The following is a 23867-nucleotide window of genomic DNA, read 5'->3' on the forward strand; positions in this document are numbered from 1 at the left end:
AGGAGATATCAATGAAATTACGCAGCGCGTTTACCAAGCTGTCATGCGCTTCGGCCTTTGCTTTAGGCACGATGCTGACACTTTCGCCAGCAGCGAATGCAATGAAATTAAAACAACAAAATTTGCAACAGATGACGGTGGAATCACAAAGCATCATTTCAGGACGCGTAGTTAGTGTTACTGACGGTTTTGATAATAACCGCCCTTACACTGAAGTGACCATTGAAGTTTCGTCTGATGCAAAAGGCAAAGTAAAAGAAGACTCAACTTATACATTTCGCCAGTTTGGTTTGATTAAGCCTCGTTCAATGGGTAATGGCAAAGTTTACTTAGGGGCTACACCTGAGGGATTTTCAAAATGGCGCGAAGGCGAGCAAGTGATTGCTTTTATGTATAAACCAGCATCTATTACAGGCTTTCAAACTACGGTAGGTCTGGCACAAGGTAAGTTTGTTGTACGTAACGGTAAGGTAGAAAATATTTTTGCTAATCAAGGCGTTTTTGAAGGGTTAGACACCAGTAAGTTGTCAGCTGAACAACAGAACCTTTTAACCACACCAGGTGCGGTTGATGTAGGTGTTTTTATGGATTTAGTGGGTAAACTATCTGGAGTGCAACAATAATGAAATTTTCAAGAATCGCAGCAGCATTAGCGCTAGCAACAGTATCAACCGGTGCATTAGCTGGCGGCCCTTTGTATATTCATGAACAAACTATGCAGCCTTACAAATGGGATACTTCAAATGGCAGTATTCCTGTTTGGACCGATGGTGGTCAGCTGATCAAAGACAAAGATGGTAATGATGTTGAAACATTTAGTGTGCTTGAAAAAGGTACCGTATTTAACATTGATGTTACCTTACCTGATGGCACTGTGATCCCAGCGAATACAGAGCTAGACCGTGACTATACTTTTTTAACAGTTGAGCAAGCAAATGCAGTGACAGCGAACGCTGTAAAAGAGTGGTCTGATGTTGAAACATCAACATTTGAGATGTCTATTCAAGGCACAATCTTTGAAAAAACCGGCATTGCTGATGTAACAGCTGAAAATGTAGACCAAATTTATGGCGTTGAAAACGGCTATGGTTTTTGGGTTAACTACGACACCGACGGTGGAATTTTAGAAAACTATTTTGGTGTGCCTCGCAATTCAGTGCTTGGTATTGCATTCCCAGAATGGGCTGATGAAGAAACAGGTGAAATATTAGAAGCCACTGCGTTGATGAATGGCTGGTATGTTGATATTAACGATACTGACGGCACGCAAGTAGGTGGGGTATTTACCCATGAGTTCGGTCATGCGATTAATATGTCTCACTCTCAAGCAAATGGTCATTTAGTGTATATGTCGGCAAGCTATAGTCCGCAATACGATGGTGTGCCTGGTTGTGCTGGTGTAACTAAGTTTACCAGCTCAAGTATGCTAGATTTTTCAGCGATTGAAACAATGTTCCCGTTTATTAATGTTCGCTCAAGCGCAGGTTCTAATCAGCATACCATTAATGTAAAAGACGATATTGTAAACATCTCTGATCTTTACCCAACAGCCGAGTACAAATCACAGTTTGGTAGCATTCAAGGCAAGCTTTTTACAAAAGAAGGCGTTGAGTACTCAGGTATTAACTTGATAGCTCGAAATCTTGATAATCCTTATGAAGATGTGATCAGTCAGCAGTCAGGTAATATGACTCAAGGTCGTATTGGACCTGATGGATCATTTACTATTAATGGTTTAACTCCGGGTGCGCGTTATGCACTTTATACCCAAGAGATTAATGCTGGCGGCTACCCAACTCAGCAAACAAATATTCTGTCAGAAGCAGAGTATTGGAATGAAAATGAAAGTGCGGACCCAAGTACTGATAATGCATGTGCTTTAACTGAAATTGTTGTTTCAGCAGGCGAGACAAAGCAAGTTGAGATGATCTTTAACGGTTATCAAGACGGTATCCAATATACACCACTTATTTCAGCATTTGTTATGGACCACGCGAAAAATGGTAAGAAGGCGCTAGGAACAACGTCATCAGGTATCCCATTTTTATATGACAGCGCGACTAAGTCATTTGACACATTAGTTAGCCCTGATGGATACGCATTACTGAGCTCTACAAATACTGCGATGAATAAAACTGCAACTAAAGCAGCAATCACCGCACATTTTAATGACAACGGAATTAAGCAAGGCGGTATCTGGGATATTAACTCAGGCCACGTATCAATGCTTGAAGACTTGACGGGTAATAGCTGTGCGTTATCTAGCCAGCAAGGTTTTAGCTCGCAAAGCGTTTGGGATATGGATGATGCGGGTAAACTTGTCGTAGGTAATACACGCTTCCCTTATGACGGAACTAACCGCTGTGCAGAAGGTGAAGGCGCTCGTTCTGTCGGTATGCCAACAGTATGGGATGTTAAAACAGGTAAGGCAACACTGTTACCAGGTACTAAGATGGTTGACCGTTCGTATGGTTCAGGTAAAGAAATCGCTCTAGTGGATGGTGATACCGAGATCCGTCGTACAGCATGGGCTCGAGCTGACCGTATATCAGGCAATGGTAAGACTATTACAGGTTCTACAAATGGCTTTACCCAAATTGCTTGGGTAAATGGCGAACTTGTTGATACTCATACCGAGTTTGGTGCGATTGATAACTCAGTTATTTCTGTTGATGGTCGCTATGTTGCGTTTGGTGCAATTGAAAATCGTCGCGCTGTTGGTGTTAAAGTTTGGGACACAGTATCAAATACCACAGAGCAAATTGGTAGCCTGCGTTGGTGTGACAACATTCCAGCGGTAAGCTTTTGGACTAATTACTGTGACCTAGGCTACAGCCATGAAGAGTTAGTTGAATTAGGTTTTGGCTTACCTTCAGTCATGGTACTTGATGCAAACGACGACTTGTCAGTAATTACGGGTCGTGCTGGTAGCCCATTAGCGGGCGGTTTTGTTGGCGCTATTTACCTTAAAGGTATTGGTTGGATGTCAACAGAAGAGTTCTTTGGTAAACAAGGCGTAACCGAAGCAAAAGGTATCTTAACCGATAACATGTTTGGTTTAAGTGCGAATGGCTCTGAGATTATGGCTGGTGTGGCTGGACTAACACTGTCAATCGAAATTGATGCCAATAAAGCATTTGTATGTGATAACGGCCGCGACCGTGAGCTTAGCTTCCCTAAGCAAGTGGTTGAGGCAGTTAAACTAGGTGCTGAATTTGGTCGCTGCGCGCACTTAGATGACTAATCGTTTATTTTGTTAAGCGCATAAGACCCACTGAAAAGTGGGTCTTTATTTTAATTTTTACAGTATCAAAGAGTTTTCAATGTTTAAAAGAATCCCACTCTATGCTGCCGCCTTGTTGTTAAGCTTTACTTCTTTTAATGGATGGGCACAATCAAACCCAACATCAGATAACTATCAAGATAAAAGTGAATTTCCCAGCGAATTAATGACTGTATGGGAATTAGATGCGCCGGCATCGATAGAATATGCGAAAAAGTCAGCAAATTGGAATGACAGCTTCGCCAAACTTATGACTAAGTTAATAGCGACAAATAAAAATGTTAGGTATCAATTTGAGAATAATAGCCTAATAAGCTTTTATAATGACTCTCGGCAACAGCTCGCTATTCACTTAAATAAACAAACTACGCGCTTTTATCTATTTGAGTTTCAGCAAGCAGGCAAGCCCGCTGAGTTGAAAATTGAAAAAGCCGCAGGGGGGCGTATTAATATGCAAGCTGACGGTTTACTTGGCTATCAGTTTTTACTTTGGAAAAAGCGCAGAGAGCGTTTATCAGGAGTTTAAGGCGATAACTTTAATGAGAATAGCTCGTCAGTCGACTTTGCTATAAAGGTGACCATCTTACGGTCACTTTTTGCTTTAGACATCATTTATACATATGCATGCTATGTGATACCAATTCGCAATAATACTTAAATATTTTGAAGCATCAAACCTGTCGCTAACAAGGTTTTATTGCTTCAAAAGAGATCACTTAATTAAGCGTATTGGTATAACCGTACTGTTGAGTTTTATTGAATCATGATCTAGATCAATAAAATTACTGGGCAGATTATTATACTCCCGCGCTTCATTATCGTATTAATTCATGCAACCGACTTGTACTCGGTTCGATGTATGGAGCTTTCATGTCGTCACCTATTTTGACCACTCGTCCTTTTACGCCTGAGTTGTTATCACCAGCAGGTAGTTTAAAGAATATGCGTTATGCCTTTGCCTATGGTGCAGATGCTGTTTACGCTGGGCAACCTCGTTATAGTCTTCGTGTTCGAAACAATGAGTTTGACCTAGATAACCTGCAAATCGGTATTAACGAAGCGCACGCGCAAAATAAAAAATTGTATGTGGTGTCGAACATTGCTCCTCACAATGCCAAAGTTAAATCGTACCTACGAGATATTGAGCCAGTCATTGCGATGCAGCCAGATGCACTGATCATGTCTGATCCTGGGCTTATCATGTTGGTGCGTGAAAAGTGGCCAGACATGCCGATTCACTTATCTGTGCAAGCGAATGCAGTCAACTATGCCACGGTGAACTTTTGGGCTCAGCAGGGTATTGAGCGAGTTATTTTATCGCGTGAATTATCGCTTGAAGAAATCGCTGAAATTCGTGAACTATGCCCAAATACAGAACTTGAAGTGTTTGTTCACGGTGCACTATGTATGGCGTACTCTGGCCGTTGTTTGTTATCAGGTTATATTAATAAACGCGATCCAAACCAAGGCACTTGCACTAATGCATGTCGTTGGAATTACGATGTGAAACCCGGCACCGAAAATGAAACTGGCGAAATGGTGCATAAAATCGACCCTAAAGCGGTGATCCCAACACTTGGGGATGGTGCACCAAGTAACGAAGTGTTTATGCTTGAAGAGCAAGGCCGTCCTGGCGAGTACATGCCTGCTTTTGAAGACGAGCATGGTACTTACATTATGAACTCAAAAGACCTACGTGCAGTTCAATATGTTGATCAGCTTACAAAAATGGGCGTGCATAGTTTAAAAATTGAAGGCCGAACTAAGTCTTTCTACTATGTTGCTCGTACTGCGCAAGTATATCGTAAAGCCATAGATGATGCGGTTGCTGGTCGCCCATTTGATGCAAACTTATTTAAAACTCTCGAAAACTTAGCACACCGTGGTTATACCGAAGGGTTTTTAAAGCGCCATGCACATCAAGACTATCAAAACTATGAGTACGGTCATTCGGTATCAGATAAACAGCAGTTTGTGGGTGAGGTATTAGGCCGCAACGATAATGGCTTAGTTGAAATTGATGTAAAAAATAAATTCTGTACTGGTCACTCACTCGAGCTTATGACGCCAAAAGGGAATATCAACTTCAAGCTAGATTTTATGGAAAACAAAAAAGGCGAAGCCATTAGCGATGCAAAAGGCTCAGGCCATATTGTTAAAATTCCTCTGCCAGAAGATATCGATTTAGATCACGCAATTTTGATGCGCAATCTTGATGCTAACCAAGATACGCGTAATCCTTTTAAAACAGCCTAAAGTAAACATGCGCTAAGTGAGTTTAAACTGACTTAGCGCATACATTTAATCTATATTATCAATACATTGTCCTTTTGGGTTTCCCCTCTAATTATTTTAATTCAGGGTATAAGTAAACGTTTCGAGTAGCGCACTAATATTCGTTTAAAATTGACCGTTTGAATTATCAAGCTAATGCTCACTAAGCCAATTCCAAGCCAGCCAATTTGCTGAAATTGCTCATTTAAAATCACAATAGCCAGTATGGTGGCGATGATAGGCTCAAGTAAAGTAATGAGCACGGCTTGGCTGGCCGCGATGGTTTTTAAGCCAATACTAAATAGCCAATAACCTAAAAACATCGGTACTATGGCCATGTAAAGCGCCACGCAGGTGTTGGTAACTGAGGCAAAAAGCGCATCTCCAGTGATCAATAACGAAGGCAAAAGCACACACGCAGCGCCGCCAAATAGGCTTGCCATAGTCGCTCTTGAATGAACGCCGTTGCTAATTAAACGTTTGGCAACCCATGAATAACCTGCATAGGTAAGCCCTGCAATTAAGCCAAGTAAAATGCCGATGTTTTGGCTAAACAGCCCCTTAGCAGCAAGGTTATGCTCTTTACCTAACGCGATAAAGCCAATACCAATAGCACCAAAGCAAAAGCTGACTAGCCAGCGAGTTGCAATGGGCTTTTTCTCAATTAAGTATTCTAATAAGACGGTAAATAAAGGCGCACTGGCAATCGAAACAACAGTACCAATTGCCACACCAGCACTATTCATAGAGGTATAAAATGCCAGCGGATAAATAGCAACACAGGCTGAACCTAGTAGGGTTAGGCTGTAGTGCTTACGTAACGTACTCGCATTGTTTATTAGCTGTTTTAGTGAGGTTAAACAAAGTAATACGCCGCCAACCCCCATCGCAAACGCACCTATTGCAAAAGGGCTAATGTCTGGTGCAAAGCTTGCGGCCGTGCCTGTTGTGCCCCAAAACACACTGGCAACTAAAACGGCAATGGTCGCGATGGTATGGTTCATTGATAATTCGCTTTAAATTTAAGATATCAAAAGCATAATCAAAATTGATGCACAATTTTTGACAAAAAGGACGGTTTTGTTGGCGTTAAAAACTAAAGTTACTTTTTGAATTTACTTGGTGATAAACCAAAGTACTTTGAAAAACTGCGGCTAAAAGATGAAAGCTCATTGTAACCAACTAACTCACTAATACGTTGTAACGGATAGTCGGTATGACTGAGTAAGGCTTGGGCTTTTTCCATTCGCTGTTTAGTTACATAGTGCATGACAGTCAATCCGGTTTGTTGCTTAAACAGCAGTTTAAATTGTGTTGGGCTCAAACAGGCAATGCTGGCAAGGTGTTTGATATGAAGAGGAGTGCTTAGATGACTGTCAATATAAAGCAGTGCCTCACTAATTCGGCTGTCGACCTTAGGCTGCATAATTTGCTCAGTTAGCAGCAAATTGAAGGTGTTAAACATGGCAAGTTCTAATTCACGATTAACCGCTTGCTCAAGTTGCTTTGCCACAAACTGCAAAAATGCCCAAAGTGATTGATTAATTGCGAACACGCAGCGCTCAGCAGTGGCTAGGTTATCTGGTAGCTTTGGCATATCGGCCACCACAAATCGCGCCTCTGGCATTGCGTTAAACAGGTGTGTTTGCGAGGCTTTGACAACCACGCATTCACCGGGGGCGACTTTACCTTGAAAATCACCCACACTAATAGCAATCACACCTTTTAAGGGCAGTACAAGTTGATGATAGTCATGGCTATGACTAACAGGCTTAGTACTGTAAGAGCGGATAGATAGATTGCCTTGCATCATTTTGTGATAACCGTTTGCTGAATAACGCTATTATGCCTGTTTGCGAGGGATGATCAATTTTAGGCCATTAACGGGGTTAGCACATGCTCGTAGGCAATCATTAGTGCGACATAAACCAACAAAATAGCCATCAGCTTATTAAACACATTAAAAACACCCGGCCGTGATACTTGCTTGCCAAGCATTAAGCCCGCTAACGAGTAACTTGTAGGAGCTCCAAAGGCAAGAATGGCTAAAATAAGAGACCAAAATACGATTGCAGCGCCGGTAATATCTGCGCTTGGGAACTGAATCGTAGCAATTGGCAAAGTGGCCACCAAGGCTTTTGGATTTAATAGCTGCATAAACAGGCCATCGAAAAAGCTGAGTGAGGCATCCGCTGAGGTATCATTCACCTGTACTTTTGCTTTTGCAACCTTCCAAGCAATATACAAAATATAGCCGCAACCAATTAAGCTCACATAAGGCAAAAACTGCGGATTGATCACTTGTAAGCCAAGGTAGCCAAGCAGAACAAATAAGATAAACATCGCGCTACCCACGCCAATAAAAAATCCAAGGTGTGAACGAGTTTGTTTATTTAAGCCACTACTTAAGCCGAGTAAATTGATTGGCCCAGGGGTGTACATAATGCCAATTGCATATGCAAAAATATCTGCCATAACAGCTCCAAATCAGTAATTTAGCTCTATCTACGAGCCCATTGCAGTTGAAATTGTTTTGGTGTCATACCGAATACTCGTTTGAAGTTACGATTGAGGTGACTGGCATCTGCAAAGCCAGATTCAACCGCTACGCTGGTGGCATCGCGGCCAACTTGTAACGCTCTACGGGCATAATTAATACGACAGTTCAAAACATATTGATGTGGAGTAATACCGAAGTGCTCGCGAAAGCGGCGGATAAAATGAAATTTCGACATAGTGGCAGCATGGGCAATGTCATCAATAGCAATGTCATTGTCGATATTTGCCAAAATATAGTCTTTTGCGCGCAGAAGTAAGCTATCAACTCGGGTGCTTAAAGCCGGTAAATCAAGGCTGCCGTTGAGCCTGACTAAAGACTGCGCCATTTGCAATACTGCAGCTTCTCGCTCTATTTTGCTGGTGCTATTGGTTTGTAAAAGCATTGATAAGTGAATCACTTGATTACGTAGTAATGGATCAGCATACAAGGTGTTTGCCATACGTAATGTGCAGTCTTGCTTATACCCTAGTGCTTTGAACAAAGGCTGAAATTCATCGGGATGAATGTACAGCATTAGATACTCTAGGTTTTGCTCAGTGCCAGAGTGACCATCGTGAATATCTTCAGGATTAAACAAAATGACATTGCCAGGTACGCTTTTATAAAACGCATTACGACAAAAGAAATCTTGCCGCCCCTGTAGGGTAATACCAATTGAATACTCTTCGTGAGCATGTTTTGCATAGGTAAAATCACTCATAGTCGCAGTCAACATCGAGATGCTCTGATGCTGTTCGTTGTTAATGTACTTGAAGTGATTGTCTTTGCTCACAGATGCTCCTGAAGGTTGTGCGCTTCGTTATTATTCCTACGCCAATATAGCGAAGCAGGCAACCTAAAAACTTGAACAAAATTGCTGATATTGATTTAAAGAGATTTATTTTTAACTAAATAACAGCAAATAGCAGTGATGATTTTATTTATTTTTCAATTTCTTATAAATAGTTCCGGTCTTGCTTTTCTTATATTTGATTTTAGTGTGAATGTTTTTATCCCTAACTTGGGTCTTTTAAATAAGCAGTAAAGTGGGGGTTAAATGAATTTACGTACAGCAAATAATTTAGTGGTTGCACTTATCACTATCAGTTTTTCGTTATTGGGCTTGTCTTTTATCTTAGGGGCAAACCCCAATGCCATTGGCAGTATATTTTCGTTTTATGGTTTAGACGCTCAGGTGCCTGCTCATTTAATGAGTATGATAGCAGGCTTTGCATTTTGTTTTGTTGGCATTACCAGCCTTCATTCACATTTGGGGTTTATTAATAAAGCGCTTCCGACCGTTACCGCACTTGCTATCTCACTGGTATGTTTAATAACTCTGTTTGGCGCTAACCGTTGGCTAGCTAGTGAAGGGGGCTTCCCTGTGATTGGTTCGGGGCAGGGGATCATTAAGTATTTTGCTGTTATTCCACTGTTTATATTTGTGTTTTACAAAGATGCTTTAACTGATAAAGCGCATATTGCTTTGAATTATGCATCGATGGCATTAGTGCTGGTTTGGATTGGCGCCATGAAGTTTTTTGCTTTTGAAGCGAAGGGAATTGTGAGCCTTGTAGAAACATCGCCGTTTATGTCGTGGTTGTATCAGGTTTTTAGTGTGCAGGGTGCATCGAATGTGATTGGCGTGTTTGATATTGTCAGTGTGCTGTTGCTTTTTGTTGGCTTGTTAATTAAGAACAACAAACTAATAGTGTTAGCTGGGCTTGCCTGCTGTGCTGTTTTTATCATGACACAAACATTTTTAATTACCGCACCGAATGCGCTTAGCAGTACAACCGTTTTAGCAGGACTTGGTCAATTTGTCATTAAAGATCTGTGGTTTATTGCGAACTTAGTGATTATCTATCACTTAGCTGTAATTAATAAAACAGCTAATCAAACAGCAGAATAAAATAATAAGGCCTCATTAGAGGCCTTTAAAATGAGAACTAAACAACGACAACGGCTTTTTGCTTTTGAACTTTAGAAAACTCAAGGGCATCGTTGAGATTGTTAAATTCAAAGTCAGTAGGTTCTTCAACATTTAAAGTACCCGACGCAATGTCATTAAGGAGCTTTTCGCCATCACTTACAAGACGTTGCCATTGCTGTGTATCACCATAATCGTGTAATGCGCCAAGGGCAATTTCATGATAAGAAATAGTACGTGTGAATGGCTCATCGACTGGGGTTTCAATACGCCCTAAAATACTGATCACATGACCATTTGCTTGTAGGAGTGGCACTAACTTTTTAGCTTCTTCAGGGCCGTTAGCATCAAAGAGTGCAAAGTAGCCACCCTCAGAAGGCGCGTCGCGTAATACTAACTTAACGCCAAGCTTTTCTGCTTGCTCTGCCGTTAAGCTTTTTGATAATGCATGAACTTCAAAGCCACTGTGGTTCAGCATTTGCGTCAGTAGTTTATTAACAGCCCCCATGCCGGTAACTAATACTTTTTCGCCTTTGCGTAATGGTATTTTGCTAAAGGCTTGCCATGCAGTAAGAAGTGGGCAAGGCAATGCAGCAGCAACATTAGCAGCTAACTCTTTTGGTACCTGCATAACACGTTCAGCATAAAGCACCGAGTGCTTAGCAAAGCTGCCGTTTTCACTTAAGCTATGATGATAAGCGACTGTTTTACCAATTAGTTTGCTATCGACGCCATCGCCTACCTGCTCAACAACCCCAGCACCGTCTACGCCTGGCGTGTGTGCATCTGGCCAATTAATAGGATTTGCTTGAATAAACTTCCAATCAACTGGATTGATACCAATCGCAAGGTTGCGGACTAAAATTTGCCCTGCTTTAAGTGCTGGTACAGCTTTTAATCCCAAAGCGAGTGCTTTATCAGCCCCTTGAAATTGCCAAGCTTGAGTTGTTTTTACTTCATCATGATCCCATTCAGGAGCAAAATCCGGGTTTGCTTGCCTGTCGCCGCAGCTAAGGGCATTAATTTGATTAATCTCGTCTTGGCTTAAGCTAAGCGAAAGGGCTTTTAAGTTGGTAGCCATATTTTCGCGTTTGGTCGATGACGGTATCGTCACCATGTCATGCGCTAATTCCCAAGCAATGACCACTTCAGCGGTGCTCACTTGGTGTTTGTCTGCAATCGCTTTAATGGTTGGATCTTTAAGTACTTTACCTACCGCAAATGGCATATAGCCGGTAACGAGAATGTCGTTTTGCGCACAAAAATCACGTACCTTTTGATTGGTTAGGTATGGATGTACTTCTACTTGATTGGTAAATAACGCGCCTTTTGGCAAAATATTTAAGGCTTCTTCCATTTGTGCAATGGTAAAGTTTGAAACACCAATTTTTTTCGTTAAACCAAGCTCTTTTGCTGATTGTAACTCGGTTAAGTACTCATCCATGCTTTCGCCATTGGCTGGGCTTGGCCAATGAATAAGCAGTAAGTCGATGTAATCTAGTTGGAGCTTAGTCAGGCTTTCTTTTACGCTGCTAATAAAGTCCGTTTTATTTAACTTATCATTCCATACTTTGGTGGTAATAAATAACTCACCACGTGCAACACCACTGTCTTTAATCGCTCGGCCAACAGCTTCTTCGTTACCGTAAATTTGCGCGGTGTCGATGTGTCTAAAGCCCTCTTCAATAGCTGTTAGCACACTTTGATATGCAACTTCGTCTTGTAATCTAAATGTACCAAAACCCAGTTTTGGCATAATTGATTGTGACATCATAACTCCTTAATTATGGAACTTGGGCAAAACATATTCGCCGATGTGCTTTAATGCCCATTCGATGGGTAATTCGTTACGTCTAAAGTGCAGGCCAATGTGATTCACACCGGCATTTTTCATTGCCTTTAGTTATGACATGAGTCCGTTAATGCTTGTTTCAACCCCTAAAGAGGGGCGATTGAATAGCGATATTATTGCTAGGAAAGTCTTTACGAAAAACAGCAGGGATAACAAAACACCTTTGTCGTTTTTGCAAAGGTGTTTTAATCGTTATGAATTAGCTTCTTCTTTTGAAAGGGTAAAGTATGCGCGAGTGACAGGGTAGGCAATTTGTGAAATCAGTGCTGTGCCCCAAAGTAAGTTGCCAATGAGCGAAGGCACATGGGGTAAAATGGGAATGGTAACTAAAGCGAGTATAACGCCAAACATTCTTACTTTAGCTGTTGCAAAACGATGGGCTACACGGTGTTCGATTATTAACTGGATCCACAATAAACTCAATAAGTAGCCTGCTAACCCTACACAGCCAATGACACCATATTTAAGTGGGTAAGGTTGCCAAAACCCAGCTTTCACTTCGCCGGCGAGCGCAACGCCGACCATAACTGCACATAACATTAAAAATAGGTGTGCTAACCACCAACTTACGAGTGTCCATTTATGCTGATTCTTAGGTTTACCATTGCCAACAAAGTCAAAGTAAATCCAGCATTGAACAAATACTGCAATACCGCCAAACATAAAGTTAGCCAGTACAGAGGGGTCGACTTTATAAATTCCTTTTTCTGATAAAGTAATCACCAATTTAAAGAAACCTTCGCCTACGACAATGAGCAGAAAAAGGGCAAAGCGCTCAGACATATGCCCAAGGCGTGGTAAAAAACGTTTATTTTCAAGTACACCAATTTTTGGAGCCATATACAAAACTTGGATAGCGGCAATCGCAGTGCCAAATACCCAATAACGATAGGGTGCAGGCATAAAAGCTGTGGTCGCAAAGATAATGGCAAGTGCAAAGTAGTTACGGCTCACACTGCGTGCTAATTTTGTTGATTCGACCCCCAGTTGATTGGTGCGATGAAATAAATACGCTGTAATAAGTCGGTTAGCTGCATAGGCCAATGCAAAATATGTCCAGCCTTTGTCAAGTACATGGGGAATAGAGGCTGCCATAACCATGGCGGTGACAATTTGGCAGGCCATGATCAGCCGATGTTTTACATCGGTACTGACATAGAGTGAGTTAAAAACGCTGGAGTCAGCCCACGCGAACCATACGGTGATGAATAAACCTGCAAAAGTAAGAAAACCACTTAAATGTAAGTGGTCGCTTAAAAAATTACCTAGCAGAAAAATGATTACCACATGGATAAGATCATAAAATAATTCAACCCAATGAACATGGTCATGTGAACTTTTTAAATCTAGGTGATGCTTAGGTAAGCGCCACATTGGGTGGTTTTCTAATGCCATAATTGATCCTATCTATTTACTTTCGACAATAATTGCAGTGATGGTGGTTTCACCCTCATTTTTGACTTGATGAGTCCATGCGTCATGCCACATCACATAGCCATTGGGGATCTCAAGTGTTGTTTGTGACTCTTTAGTACTGATGGTTGCCTTTCCACCTGTCTCAAAGTAGACAGTTTCAGCATTATGCTTATGCCAATTATCTTGCTCACCTGGTGCTAAAGTCATACGCAAAACAAGTACTTCACTGTTATCTAGCAATACTTCATAGTGATTAGGTGAAGCAATATGTGCATGGGGGAGTTGTGCTGAAAAGGCATGTGGTGAGCACATCATTATGCTCACCAAGCCAATCAGCAAAGTTGTAAATTTGCTCATGGCTACTCTCTACTTATGCATACCGCGAATTGGATAGTTATTTTTTGGGTCGCGTATCCAGCTAAGCCCACTTACCAAGGTTGCTAAATCAGGTCTTACAAATGGGTTATTAGAATAATCAACCACATGTACATTACCTTGCTCGTTAACCACAAACAGAGCAGGCTCTGCGAAAGGGTGATCTGTTTCTTGCGGTGAACGGGGATCAGATATGTAAGTACCTAATGTTTGCATTTGCTCTGTAGTCAAACCGTAAGCAAGTGGAAATGACACAGATAACTGTTCTAAATGCGCTTCTAACTGCTCTTTGCTATCACCTGAAACAGCAATTACATCAACACCCGTTTCTAATAGCGCAGCTTTGTACTGCTCGAGGCTGTTTAAATAGCGAGTACATAAAGGGCAATGCTTACCACGATAAACAACAACAAGCTGCCAGCTTGCACCGTGTTGAGGTTGACCAAGAACAGCCTCTTCACCATTCAAAAGTGCAGCACTAATACTAGGAAATGCACTGCCCGGATGGAGTTTATTGCTATAAACAGATTCGTTACTCATGAGTGCTCCTTAAAAGTTCTCGTTTAAGTGTTTTTCAAAGCGCGCAAAGTCGCTGTCAATGTCTGCATTTTTCATCACGTCAAAACAGGCGAAAGTAGGTAACCCTTGCATACCGAAAAACTTAAAGTTCATATGCATTGGGAAAACAAGGTCATCAACACTTTTACCTTCAAAAAAGTCAGTGGCATCTGCAAATGATTCTGCAGGTGCATTTAAAGTCAGCGACATCATGTATTGAGTGTTATTCAAGGTGCCGCCTTTACCGTAATTGGCTTTTGGATTGTCTTGATGACGACCATCACCATGGCAAAGCGCTCCACCCATGCCCGCGGTGTACACTTCATCCATGTATTTTTTGAATGACCAAGTCATGCCCATCCAATTAATAGGTGATTGCAAAAAGACGATATCTGCCCATTGATGGTTCTCAAGTTCAGTTTCTACATCAAATTCGTCTTGTGTATTAACCACCCGAGTTTGATAGCCTTTTGCTTGAAAAAAAGCGTCGGCTTTTTCGATTAAAGCAGCATTTAACTTACCTTCAGAAAAAGGGTAATAGTGATGTGCGTTAAGAATTAATACGTTTTTCATAGTTGAGTATCCGTTTGCTAGTTACTTTATCGTGTTCAAAATACATTCTGTGGTATATAATAGTAACCTAGATTATTTAATCAACCAGTTACCTTTTTGTAACTAGGCTGAAAAATGCGAGGATGTTTTGGAAAGTTCAGTAGAAACAGATAGTAAGGGTAGAAAAAAAGTTTTAAATGCTTGCATGGAGCCGTGTGCTATTGAAAAAGGCATGCGTTTGATTGGCGGTAAATGGACGGGCTCTATTATCTATCATTTAAAAGATGGCCCTGTGCGCTTTAATGATTTAACGCGCATGCTGGGTGGTGCAAGTAAAAAAATGATCGACCAACGTCTAAAAGAGCTTGAAAGTAGAGCGATGATCACCCGTCATGTTATTAGTACGCGTCCGATAGCGGTGACCTATGAGCTTACTGACTTTGGCCGCTCAGCACTGCATATTCTTGATGAGTTACGGGTTTGGTCTGAATCGAATGAGATTTAACGCCAGTACTTTGCACTGGCGTTCATTATTTACGGAAAAGAGTAGCGTACAATTCGTTTTACTACAGAAAAGTACTGGCGAAAGAAGCCACCGGTATTGTAGTGGATGCCGTGCTCTTTAAAGATAGCTTGCACCTTAGGGGCTATTTCGCGGTAGCGCTTTGCTGGTAAGTCTGGGAATAAGTGGTGCTCTATTTGATAGCTCAAGTGCCCAGTCATTACATGAAACAGGTTACCCCCTTTGATATTTGATGAGCCCAACGCTTGGCGGTAATACCACTGACCTTGCGATTCATTTTCGCAGTCTTGCTGGTTAAATGTTTCAACTTCACCGGTAAAGTGCCCGCAAAAGATAATGGTTGAGGTCCACAGGTTACGTAATAAATTAGCCGCTAGGTTACCTGTGAAAACCCACAAAAATAAAGGCCCAGCAAGCAATGGAAAGAGCAGGTAGTCTTTCACTAACTGGCGTGCTCCTTTACTAAAAAAGCGCTTTTTTAGTTCGCTGTGCGGTACTTTGTAATCGCGGTCATCTTTTTTCTTGCCAAAAAATACTCGCTCGGCTGCCATTTCATGGTACGACACACCCCATTGGAACAGCACACTGAGCAATAGGTAAGTGACAAATTGCCACAGGTTTTTTACTCGCCAACGAAAGTCATTCGATAAGCGCAGTAATCCATAACCGAAGTCGCGATCTTTACCAATAATATTGGTATAGGTGTGGTGCTCGTAGTTGTGAACGCGGTTCCAACTAGCCCCATCGCACGCTATATCCCACTCGTAAGACTTTGAATTTATGTATTTATCATTCATCCAGTCATATTGGCCATGCATCACATTATGGCCAATTTCCATGTTGTCGAGGATTTTTGCTGTGGCTAAACTAAGCACACCCACGAGCCATAAAACAGGCTGAAGAAAGCCTAGCATTAATAGAATTCGGCCACTCCATTCAAACACTCGTTGGCAAACAATAACGCGGCGAATGTATTTTGCATCTTGCTCACCGAGTTTTGATTTTACATCTGCTTTAACGCTATCGAGTTGAGCTGCTAATTTTTCAAAATTGACTGTTTTTGTTGTCTTCATGCTGATAACTCCACGTCACTGACTGGTTGCGATATACAAAGTTGAATTAACTGCTCTGAGCTATCAGAGAGCTCACCGGTACGAATATCACGCACGATGCCTTGCTTTTTAACGCATTGGCATTGATGGCAAATGCCCATACCACAGCCAACTGTCACTGGTTGCTTATTCGCTTGTAAGTGGGTCAGTAAGGTTTGTTGGTTATCAATCGTGAATGTTTTGCCCTGATGAGTGAGTGTTAGTTCGTGCTTATCAGAGGTTGCTAAAACAGCGGGGACTGCACTGAAATGCTCACTGTCGATAGGCGTATCTAATTGCTTAGCTAAAGCGGCTGCTTGGTTATACAAAGCAGCTGGGCCGCACACTAACCAGTGTTTATGCGCATTTGTTGTCAGCCATGTCGTCGCATCGCCATCTTTGTTGCGCTCAAGTAAGTGATAATCAAAATTGCTCAGTGATTGTTTTAGTTGCTCAAGCTCATCTTTAAGCCAGTGGCTGTTTGGTTTTGCATAATAAAGCAAGGTTATGGTTTTTTTGCTATCAGCGGGTATAGATTTAAGCATAGCTATAAATGGCGTAATGCCAGAACCACCGGCAAGCATAATTAAAGAGCGAGCAGTGTTTGGCATAACAAACTGGCCTTTAGGCTCAGAAATATTAAGCCATTGTCCAGACTTCAGACTAGTTAGCTTTGATGTAAACGCGCCTACCTCTTGACTGCGGATCAGTAACCTAATTTGACCTTGCTGTTTTGCCATGTGTGGTTCGCTGGCTATAGTAAATACACGCGTTAGCAATCGCCCATTTGTTTGTATAGTTAACGCAATATGCTGGCCTGCTTGATGAATTGGCCATGCTTTTTCTGGTTCAAGAACCAGCTCAACATTTTGCTCAGCAAACACTTGTACGTGTTTTACTTGTGCACGAAAGTAGCCTTCGCGCCAGCCAGGTTTAAAGCACTGGATCACAGGTTCCCAGTATCCAGCCCATGATTGATGATGTAATAAGTGTTTTGATAATGAATTAAATAACGCGCTCATTTTTTGCCTTTAACTTACAGGTGTACGCTCACTTAGCGAACAAGTGTAAGCTGAAAAGTGATAATTGCAAGTCTAATTTGAGTATTAGCTCTAAATTGACGGAGCTATATGCAACTTTTAAGAATTTAAATGTGATAAGGAGAGCTTTAGGAATAGCTGCTTTTTTTAATTCATGGGGATATGCTTGATAGGTTCAGCTCATGCAGGTAATTATTTAGTGAAGTGAGAGTGTAGAGCTCATTTACAGGACGTGTTTGAATTTGGCTATAAAGCTTAACAACAATAGCCAGTTTAGTTTGCAGCTTTGCCACCGGCCCTATTGGCAAAGCTAAATTGACAGTTTGAGATGTAAGATGAGGTATTCGTTGTTTTGCGAGTCAATTCAACCTAATTATTATGCAAACATTATCCCATCTGGGTTTTGTTTGAAGCTATCCTTACTCTCTAGATTGCGCCACACCTTTTCGTGAAAGTAAAACGCAACCGTATTGACCGCAGGCTCAACAATGGCAACCAAGCCACCAATTAAAAAACTACCTGTTAAAAAGTAGGTCACTGTAAACGCGATTGTGAAGTGCATTATTGCAAAAGTAACTGTTTTAATCATTTTGAATACCCTAACTCTCATAATTTGATGAGTTTAGTATTGCTCATTATTTTTAATCTTTAAAATGGAATAAAAAGATTGTTGTAATCGGAAAAGTGGATTGTGAATTTCACGGTAATGCTCAGGAAGTTTTATTTCAAATTCTACGAACTCAAATAGAAGTAGATGGTGAGAGTTGTTCGGAAATATGCTTGTCAGTTGGGGCAATAAACTGCGTATTGCTCACGACAATTTAAGGCGGATCTTGAGGGCTATAAAGAGTAGTAAGCTTATATAATTAAATGACTTAAGTTTATTTTAAGTTTAAACAAGTACAGTAGAGTTTCGCTAATAAGTAAACAAGATAATTTTAGATAGCTCATTTTTTGTTTTAGATCATTACAGCAAGAGCGCTCAAAGGATAGCTTAATTGTGAGTCTATATTACGTATAAATTGGGCACTTATCTAAAGGCGTTTTTACTAAAGAGGCATTATGAATATTAAAAATACAACGACTCATTACAATACTTTTTCTATTGTATTGCACTGGCTTATGTTTATTTTAATCGTCACTGTTTTTGGCAGTATTGAATTGCGCGAGTTATTTGATAAAGGTACAGAAACCCGCGACGCTTTTAAGATGTGGCATTTTATGTTGGGTTTAGCTGTTTTAGCCCTAGTAAGTATAAGGTTAGTGGTGCGTGTACTGGCAGGCTCAACGCCTGCGATAAAACCTGAGCCTGCAAAGTGGCAAAATACATTGGCTAAACTAGTGCACCTTGTGCTCTATGTCTTCATGATTGCAATGCCAATAGCTGGTTGGCTGATATTGAGTATGGCTGGTAAACCAGTGCCATTTTTTGGCTTAGAGCTTCCTCCACTAGCAAGTGAAAATAAAGACCTTGCTAAAACGATTAAAGAATTACACGAGACAGTGGGTGAAGTTGGCTACTACTTAATAGGTATACATGCCGCTGCTGCATTAGTTCATCATTACTTTTTGGCAGATAATACCTTAAAACGTATGTTACCTCTAAAAAGTGAACATTTAGATAAGTCTGAGTAGTTAAACCTTGATGCCACATACCATGATTTATCGTGTTATGTTTATGGCGCAAAGAGCCACTATTGCCACTTTCTTCAATCACACTGAAGAGAATTAGTTAGCGAACATCGTAAAAGCTATAACTGACTAATTCTCATACTCGCTTTCTATTTCACTAAAAAATAGTGCTACTTCTTATAGACTTACAAATAAATAGTGCTTCATAATTATATTCCTACCTATTGGTAGTTTTTATTATAATTTATTTTTTTGGGTCTTAATTTAAGGATATATAGAGCGATGATGAAATTTAGGATGCTAGGTTATTTTGTTTTTTTTCTTTTAATATGTAGTTTTCATGGTGCAGCGCAAGATAGCAAGCCTAATCAAGTCACTATCACTGCGCTAGATGAAGGGGTGTGGCTGCATACATCTTATTATACTTACCCAAATGGTACACGATTTCCTTCAAATGGTTTAATTGTTAAAGAAGGAGATAGTTTGACACTTATCGACACTGCGTGGGGAGAGTTACTCACTTTAGATCTTCTCGAAGCAATACACTCTGAAATTAAACTACCAGTAAGCAAAGCATTCGTTACACATGCCCACGGCGACCGAGCTGCAGGAGTTGATGTACTTGAATCTAAGGGGGTCGATGTTTTTGCCCATCCATTAACTGTTCAGCTAACGACAGAGCAAGGAGCGGCAGTGCCAAACAATACCATTAAAGAGCTTAAAGAAGCAGGCTCAGTTGTTAAATTTGGCTCACTTGAGTTGTTTTATCCAGGGGCTGGGCATGCAATGGACAATGTTATGGCATGGTTACCTGAAAAAAGAATTTTATTTGGTGGTTGTGCGGTTCGATCACTTCAGTCATCATCTGTTGGTAACTTAGTTCATGGCGACATTCATTCTTGGCTAAATATTACAAAGCAATTAAATAAACAATTTAAAAGCGCAGTGATGGTTGTTCCTGGGCATGGTGATGTAGGCGGATATGAGTTGCTCTCTCATACAGAAAAATTAATATCCGATCATCTTAAATAGACGTTGATGATGGTGGCTTTAAACTAAATCTGAACAGTTTAAAGCCCCTTTATTTCCTTGTGGTCTGCGCTCAAAAAGTACGTAAAATCCAACGTGAAAGTAACTTTAAATTCGCTTTGTATTATTTCAAACTCGTCTTGCCGAATTTGACTGGTAATGAAAAATGAACCTGCAGATACTGTTAATTAAAAGTAAATACTTTTAAATTTGAACACACATCTAAAGGTTGAATATGCACACAATAAATAAAAAGGCATTAGCAGTTGCTGTCGCTTTAGCTTGCTCATTACCTGTACATGCACAAAACGAAAATCAGCAGGATATTGACAATAAAGTATCAAAAGAGCCGCAAAGTGGCTTAGAAATCATTTCTGTTACGGCAACAAAACGCAAAACGAAGTTGATGGAAACACCGGTAGCAATTACGGCGTTAACAGAAGCTGAGCTTAAAAAAAATGGTGTTAATAATATTAAGGATATTGCGAACCTTGTTCCTAGTCTTGATATTTCAACAGCAACCGACCAATCAGCACCCGTTATTTCAATGCGCGGGGTACGCTCAACCAACCTAACAGAGCTAGGTGATCCTGCGGTTGGTGTGCACTTAGATGGGGTGTATTCACCGAGAATGCAAGGTGCGCTTGCATTGATGTACGATATTGACCGTGTTGAAGCATTACGTGGTCCTCAAGGCACCTTATTCGGCCGAAATTCTACGGTTGGTAGTATTAATGTTATATCTGCAAAGCCACAATTTGAAAATTTCTTTGGCAATGTGAATGTTGAGGCAGGTAAGTACAACAGCAAAAACATTGATGGCGTTGTTAATATTCCAATTAACGAGGAATTTGCAGTTCGTTTCGCAGCAAAAGGTTTGAAGCGAGATTCTTATTTAGAAGGCTACTATGATCCTAACCAATACGATACTCGCAGGCTTTCTGATGATGTATTAAATGCACCTGTAATATCAGAAGACTCTTATCAAGGTGTTGGTCAAACTGTTACTCAAAGAGAAAACTGGTGGATTGATGGTGCTGGTACCGATCCAGAAGCACAAAAAGTTCGCGCATTAACACCTGCAGATAAAAGTGATTTTTATAACAATGCAGATGAATATTCATTCCGTGTGAGCACACTTTGGGAGCCATTAAATGGTAATTTCTCAAACCATACGGTTTTCCAAAAGTACGTAAATAACAGCAACAATAATCTTGATTTAGTTAACTGTGATAAGTTAAGAGGACGTCCAGCTGAAATGGGGGGCGATTGCTCAAATTTCTTGCCAAGTGACAACACTTATCAAGCGGTTGTGAATGTTCCTGGACAATTAGATTTAGACATCACTTATCTTCGCAACACATTAAATTATAACCTAAATGATGAATACAATATCGTTTGGTTGATGGGTTATGAAGACATGAAAAGAGAGTCAGCACAAGACAGTGAAGTAGGTCTTGACCCATGGGATGGTGCAACCTACTTTTTAAACGGCACTGGGGCTGAATCATTTTCAACAGAATTACAACTTCAATCTGATGAATATGGTGACTTCATATGGATTGTAGGGGCAAACTACTTCCACGAAAAAACCACAACCGTGGGTTATTATGATAATCCAATGGATGATAAAGCGTTTTGGGATCAACCTGATCGCTCAACAGATGCATTTGCCATTTTTGGTCAAGGAACATACAAACTAACCGAGAAGTTACATGCAACTTTAGGCTATCGTTTTAGTGATGAAACTAAGCAAGACAAAGGCGGCAGAACGTATCGATGCTCAAATGCCGATGGGTGTGCTGTAGGTTGGTTAAATAGAACAGACCTAAACAATCTGCCAGTCGACTATTACGAAGACCCATCTATATATGCGTCCTACTTTGAAAATGACAACAAAGGAAGCTGGCAACATCATGACTTCCGTGTTGGCTTAGATTATGACATTTCATCAGAAACCATGCTGTATGCATATTTAGCGAGTGGCTTTAAAGCGGGTGGTATTGGTGATGTATACGAAGTAGTTAACGATAGAACCGGTGATGTTACCCGGTTTGAAACGAAGTTTGATCCAGAAGAAGTATTAACGTGGGAGCTAGGGGCTAAATCAAGCTTTTTTGATAACTCACTGAATTTAAAAGCTGCTTTTTTCTATACAGACTATACAGATATGCAATACGCATCGGTTGGTTCGATCGGTAATGTTGAACGCTTATCAGTGGTGGAAGATGATAACGGAACACCGATTTTAGGTGATGATGGCGAGCCTCTTCTTGATTATCAAAATCAACCTGTGATTGCTTATTACACTCAGAATGTTCCAGCATCAACAATTAAAGGTATTGAATTTGAATTTGACTGGAAGCCATATCCAAATGGTCGCATTACAGGTTATGTAACTTGGACTGATGCTAAAATTACGGAAGATTGGAATACTAAGTGGGATTATGATTCAGAGTATCTATTTGATATCTCTTATGAAGAATCAAAAGATCCAGAAAACACATTGTTAGCGACAAACCTCAAAGGTAACAACCTAGCAATGACACCTAAATACACAGCGAATATTAGTTATACGCATACGTTCAATTTAGGTGAGTATGGCTTTATTCATGGTTGGTTTAACGCAAGTTGGAAAGATAAATCGTATTCAACGGTGTGGAATCTTGATAAACATTTAGATGATATGGATTTTGCAGTTTCAGACGAAGCGACAAAATATATTGATGATAGCCGAGATGCATTCGCCGTTTATAACGCATCTTTGAAGTATGAGCCTCAAAGCCAAAAATGGTATGCGGAGTTATTCATTAACAACGCTTCTGATGAGACCATTCAATATTGGAACAACACGAGTAAAGGTGTACCAAAAGGTAGTTTTGGCATGCCGAGATACTATGGTGTTAGAGCCGGTTTCTCATTTTAACCTTATGATTAAGCGCTCTCATATTGCTCAGCAATATGAGAGCTAACCAGATTAAGAGGCAAAAAAAATGAAAAAATTATGGCTACCTCTAGCAACTTTATGTGTTGCTTTTTTATCCCCTAGTTTAAGTGCAAACTACTTCAAAGATAACTTTTCTTGGGGATACAACACGAGTATTTGGACTGCACGACAAGGTGACAATGGCACGCCATTTGGGTGCTCCTTTGAGCCGAATATGCAAAGCCCCAGCGAGCATGGCTTAACACTAACCTTATCGCAAGGCACATGCTCAGAATTACAGAGCAATCAGTTTTATAGTTATGGCAAGGTACAAGGTCGATTAAAGTCAGGCAATGTTGCTGGTACGGTTTCATCGATATTCACTTATACCTCATGGTGGGATAGTCCAGGTCGAGCATGGCAAGAAATAGACATTGAATTGCTGCCCTCACTTGGTAATGTTGTACATACAAATATTATCTATCAACCGCAAGGTGGTTTATATCAAAGCTGGGAACAAGACATCGATTTAAGCCAATTTGGGCTTGATTACCGTGAAAATCTGCTCATGATAGGCTTTGATTGGTCTAGCAGTGTTATTCGTTGGTATCTGTATGATGCCAATGGCCAAGAGCAAACTATTCGTACCGTTTATAAAGATAATGGTGATGGTGTGCTGGCAAATAATGAGATACCTGCATACGCTTGGCCTGTTGATAACACCAAAATTATGATTAATCACTGGCACGGCGATAACTCACAAGAAGCCAATTACTTTCCTGGGCAATATTATGGTGCTTCATCTTGGGTATATTATGATTTTATTGAATACATACCTAACTAACTA

At 40.7% G+C, this 23867-nt stretch carries 22 protein-coding genes and 1 pseudogene; 10 read left to right on the top strand and 13 right to left on the bottom strand.

Features of this window, described 5'->3' with window-relative positions:
- The 4 genes from L1264_RS12295 to trhP form a co-directional block, all read left to right on the top strand.
- A partial coding sequence (locus L1264_RS12295; RefSeq protein WP_328256091.1) for a hypothetical protein occupies positions 1-623 on the top strand: 623 nt, incomplete at its 5' end.
- Complete coding sequence (locus L1264_RS12300; protein ID WP_199527500.1) at positions 623-3244, top strand: hypothetical protein; 2622 nt, start codon at positions 623-625, stop codon at positions 3242-3244. The genes L1264_RS12295 and L1264_RS12300, both read left to right, overlap by 1 nt.
- 79 nt (positions 3245-3323) lie before the next feature.
- Positions 3324-3809, top strand: a complete 486-nt coding sequence (locus tag L1264_RS12305; RefSeq protein ID WP_199527501.1) for a hypothetical protein — start codon at positions 3324-3326, stop codon at positions 3807-3809.
- Positions 3810-4153: 344 nt separating this feature from the next.
- Entirely contained in the window at positions 4154-5539 is a 1386-nt protein-coding gene (gene trhP / locus L1264_RS12310; protein ID WP_199527502.1) for a prephenate-dependent tRNA uridine(34) hydroxylase TrhP, read from the top strand.
- A 101-nt stretch (positions 5540-5640) separates the two neighbouring features.
- Here trhP and L1264_RS12315 read toward each other — a convergent pair whose 3' ends face one another.
- The 4 genes from L1264_RS12315 to L1264_RS12330 form a co-directional block, all read right to left on the bottom strand.
- A complete protein-coding gene (locus tag L1264_RS12315) occupies positions 5641-6561 on the bottom strand; it encodes a DMT family transporter (protein WP_199527503.1) in 921 nt (306 codons plus the stop codon).
- Between the two features lie 98 nt (positions 6562-6659).
- A complete protein-coding gene (locus L1264_RS12320) occupies positions 6660-7370 on the bottom strand; it encodes an AraC family transcriptional regulator (RefSeq protein ID WP_328256092.1) in 711 nt (236 codons plus the stop codon).
- Between the two features lie 59 nt (positions 7371-7429).
- A complete protein-coding gene (locus tag L1264_RS12325) occupies positions 7430-8032 on the bottom strand; it encodes a LysE family translocator (protein WP_199527504.1) in 603 nt (200 codons plus the stop codon).
- A 26-nt stretch (positions 8033-8058) separates the two neighbouring features.
- A complete protein-coding gene (locus tag L1264_RS12330) occupies positions 8059-8889 on the bottom strand; it encodes an AraC family transcriptional regulator (RefSeq protein ID WP_199527505.1) in 831 nt (276 codons plus the stop codon).
- 264 nt (positions 8890-9153) lie between these two features.
- On the opposite strand from L1264_RS12330, the gene L1264_RS12335 reads away from it, so the two are divergent.
- A complete protein-coding gene (locus tag L1264_RS12335) occupies positions 9154-10008 on the top strand; it encodes a DUF417 family protein (RefSeq protein WP_199527506.1) in 855 nt (284 codons plus the stop codon).
- A gap of 37 nt (positions 10009-10045) precedes the next feature.
- Here the strand turns inward: L1264_RS12335 and L1264_RS12340 are convergent, their stop codons facing one another.
- The 6 genes and pseudogenes from L1264_RS12340 to L1264_RS12365 form a co-directional block, all read right to left on the bottom strand.
- Complete coding sequence (locus L1264_RS12340; RefSeq protein ID WP_235404060.1) at positions 10046-10930, bottom strand: alcohol dehydrogenase catalytic domain-containing protein; 885 nt, start codon at positions 10928-10930, stop codon at positions 10046-10048.
- 60 nt (positions 10931-10990) lie between these two features.
- Positions 10991-11797, bottom strand: a pseudogene (gene dkgB, locus L1264_RS12345) (2,5-didehydrogluconate reductase DkgB); the annotation flags it as partial.
- A 273-nt stretch (positions 11798-12070) separates the two neighbouring features.
- A complete protein-coding gene (locus L1264_RS12350) occupies positions 12071-13273 on the bottom strand; it encodes a low temperature requirement protein A (protein ID WP_199527507.1) in 1203 nt (400 codons plus the stop codon).
- 12 nt (positions 13274-13285) lie between these two features.
- Positions 13286-13651 (bottom strand): hypothetical protein, encoded by a 366-nt coding sequence (locus L1264_RS12355; protein WP_062565843.1) that lies wholly within the window; start codon positions 13649-13651, stop codon positions 13286-13288.
- A gap of 9 nt (positions 13652-13660) precedes the next feature.
- Positions 13661-14209, bottom strand: coding sequence for a redoxin domain-containing protein (locus tag L1264_RS12360; RefSeq protein WP_135926799.1), 549 nt, complete (start codon positions 14207-14209; stop codon positions 13661-13663).
- A 9-nt stretch (positions 14210-14218) separates the two neighbouring features.
- Positions 14219-14800 carry an NAD(P)H-dependent oxidoreductase gene (locus L1264_RS12365; RefSeq protein ID WP_063530087.1) on the bottom strand — a complete coding sequence of 194 codons (582 nt, stop codon included), beginning with the start codon at positions 14798-14800 and terminating at the stop codon, positions 14219-14221.
- A gap of 127 nt (positions 14801-14927) precedes the next feature.
- Here L1264_RS12365 and L1264_RS12370 point away from each other — a divergent pair, with 127 nt between their 5' ends.
- Entirely contained in the window at positions 14928-15284 is a 357-nt protein-coding gene (locus L1264_RS12370; RefSeq protein ID WP_054553546.1) for a winged helix-turn-helix transcriptional regulator, read from the top strand.
- Positions 15285-15313: 29 nt separating this feature from the next.
- Here the strand turns inward: L1264_RS12370 and L1264_RS12375 are convergent, their stop codons facing one another.
- From L1264_RS12375 to L1264_RS12385, 3 genes are all read right to left on the bottom strand, one after another.
- On the bottom strand, positions 15314-16375 hold the full coding sequence (locus L1264_RS12375; RefSeq protein ID WP_199527508.1) for a fatty acid desaturase family protein: 1062 nt from the start codon (positions 16373-16375) through the stop codon (positions 15314-15316).
- Positions 16372-17415, bottom strand: coding sequence for a flavin reductase family protein (locus L1264_RS12380; RefSeq protein ID WP_206769192.1), 1044 nt, complete (start codon positions 17413-17415; stop codon positions 16372-16374). The genes L1264_RS12375 and L1264_RS12380 overlap by 4 nt, the downstream gene beginning before the upstream one ends.
- Before the next feature lie 394 nt (positions 17416-17809).
- Positions 17810-18022, bottom strand: a complete 213-nt coding sequence (locus L1264_RS12385) for a DUF2061 domain-containing protein (protein WP_063527308.1) — start codon at positions 18020-18022, stop codon at positions 17810-17812.
- A gap of 473 nt (positions 18023-18495) precedes the next feature.
- On the opposite strand from L1264_RS12385, the gene L1264_RS12390 reads away from it, so the two are divergent.
- From L1264_RS12390 to L1264_RS12405, 4 genes are all read left to right on the top strand, one after another.
- Positions 18496-19068, top strand: coding sequence for a cytochrome b (locus tag L1264_RS12390; RefSeq protein WP_199527509.1), 573 nt, complete (start codon positions 18496-18498; stop codon positions 19066-19068).
- A 279-nt stretch (positions 19069-19347) separates the two neighbouring features.
- A complete protein-coding gene (gene bla / locus L1264_RS12395) occupies positions 19348-20097 on the top strand; it encodes a subclass B1 metallo-beta-lactamase (protein ID WP_199527510.1) in 750 nt (249 codons plus the stop codon).
- 232 nt (positions 20098-20329) lie between these two features.
- Positions 20330-23020 carry a TonB-dependent receptor gene (locus L1264_RS12400; protein WP_138558243.1) on the top strand — a complete coding sequence of 897 codons (2691 nt, stop codon included), beginning with the start codon at positions 20330-20332 and terminating at the stop codon, positions 23018-23020.
- Between the two features lie 67 nt (positions 23021-23087).
- Positions 23088-23864 (top strand): family 16 glycosylhydrolase, encoded by a 777-nt coding sequence (locus L1264_RS12405; RefSeq protein WP_138558242.1) that lies wholly within the window; start codon positions 23088-23090, stop codon positions 23862-23864.
- Positions 23865-23867 lie beyond the last annotated feature (3 nt).

Origin of the sequence: Pseudoalteromonas sp. APAL1 (genome assembly GCF_021532475.1) — a bacterium.
GTDB lineage: Bacteria > Pseudomonadota > Gammaproteobacteria > Enterobacterales > Alteromonadaceae > Pseudoalteromonas > Pseudoalteromonas lipolytica_C.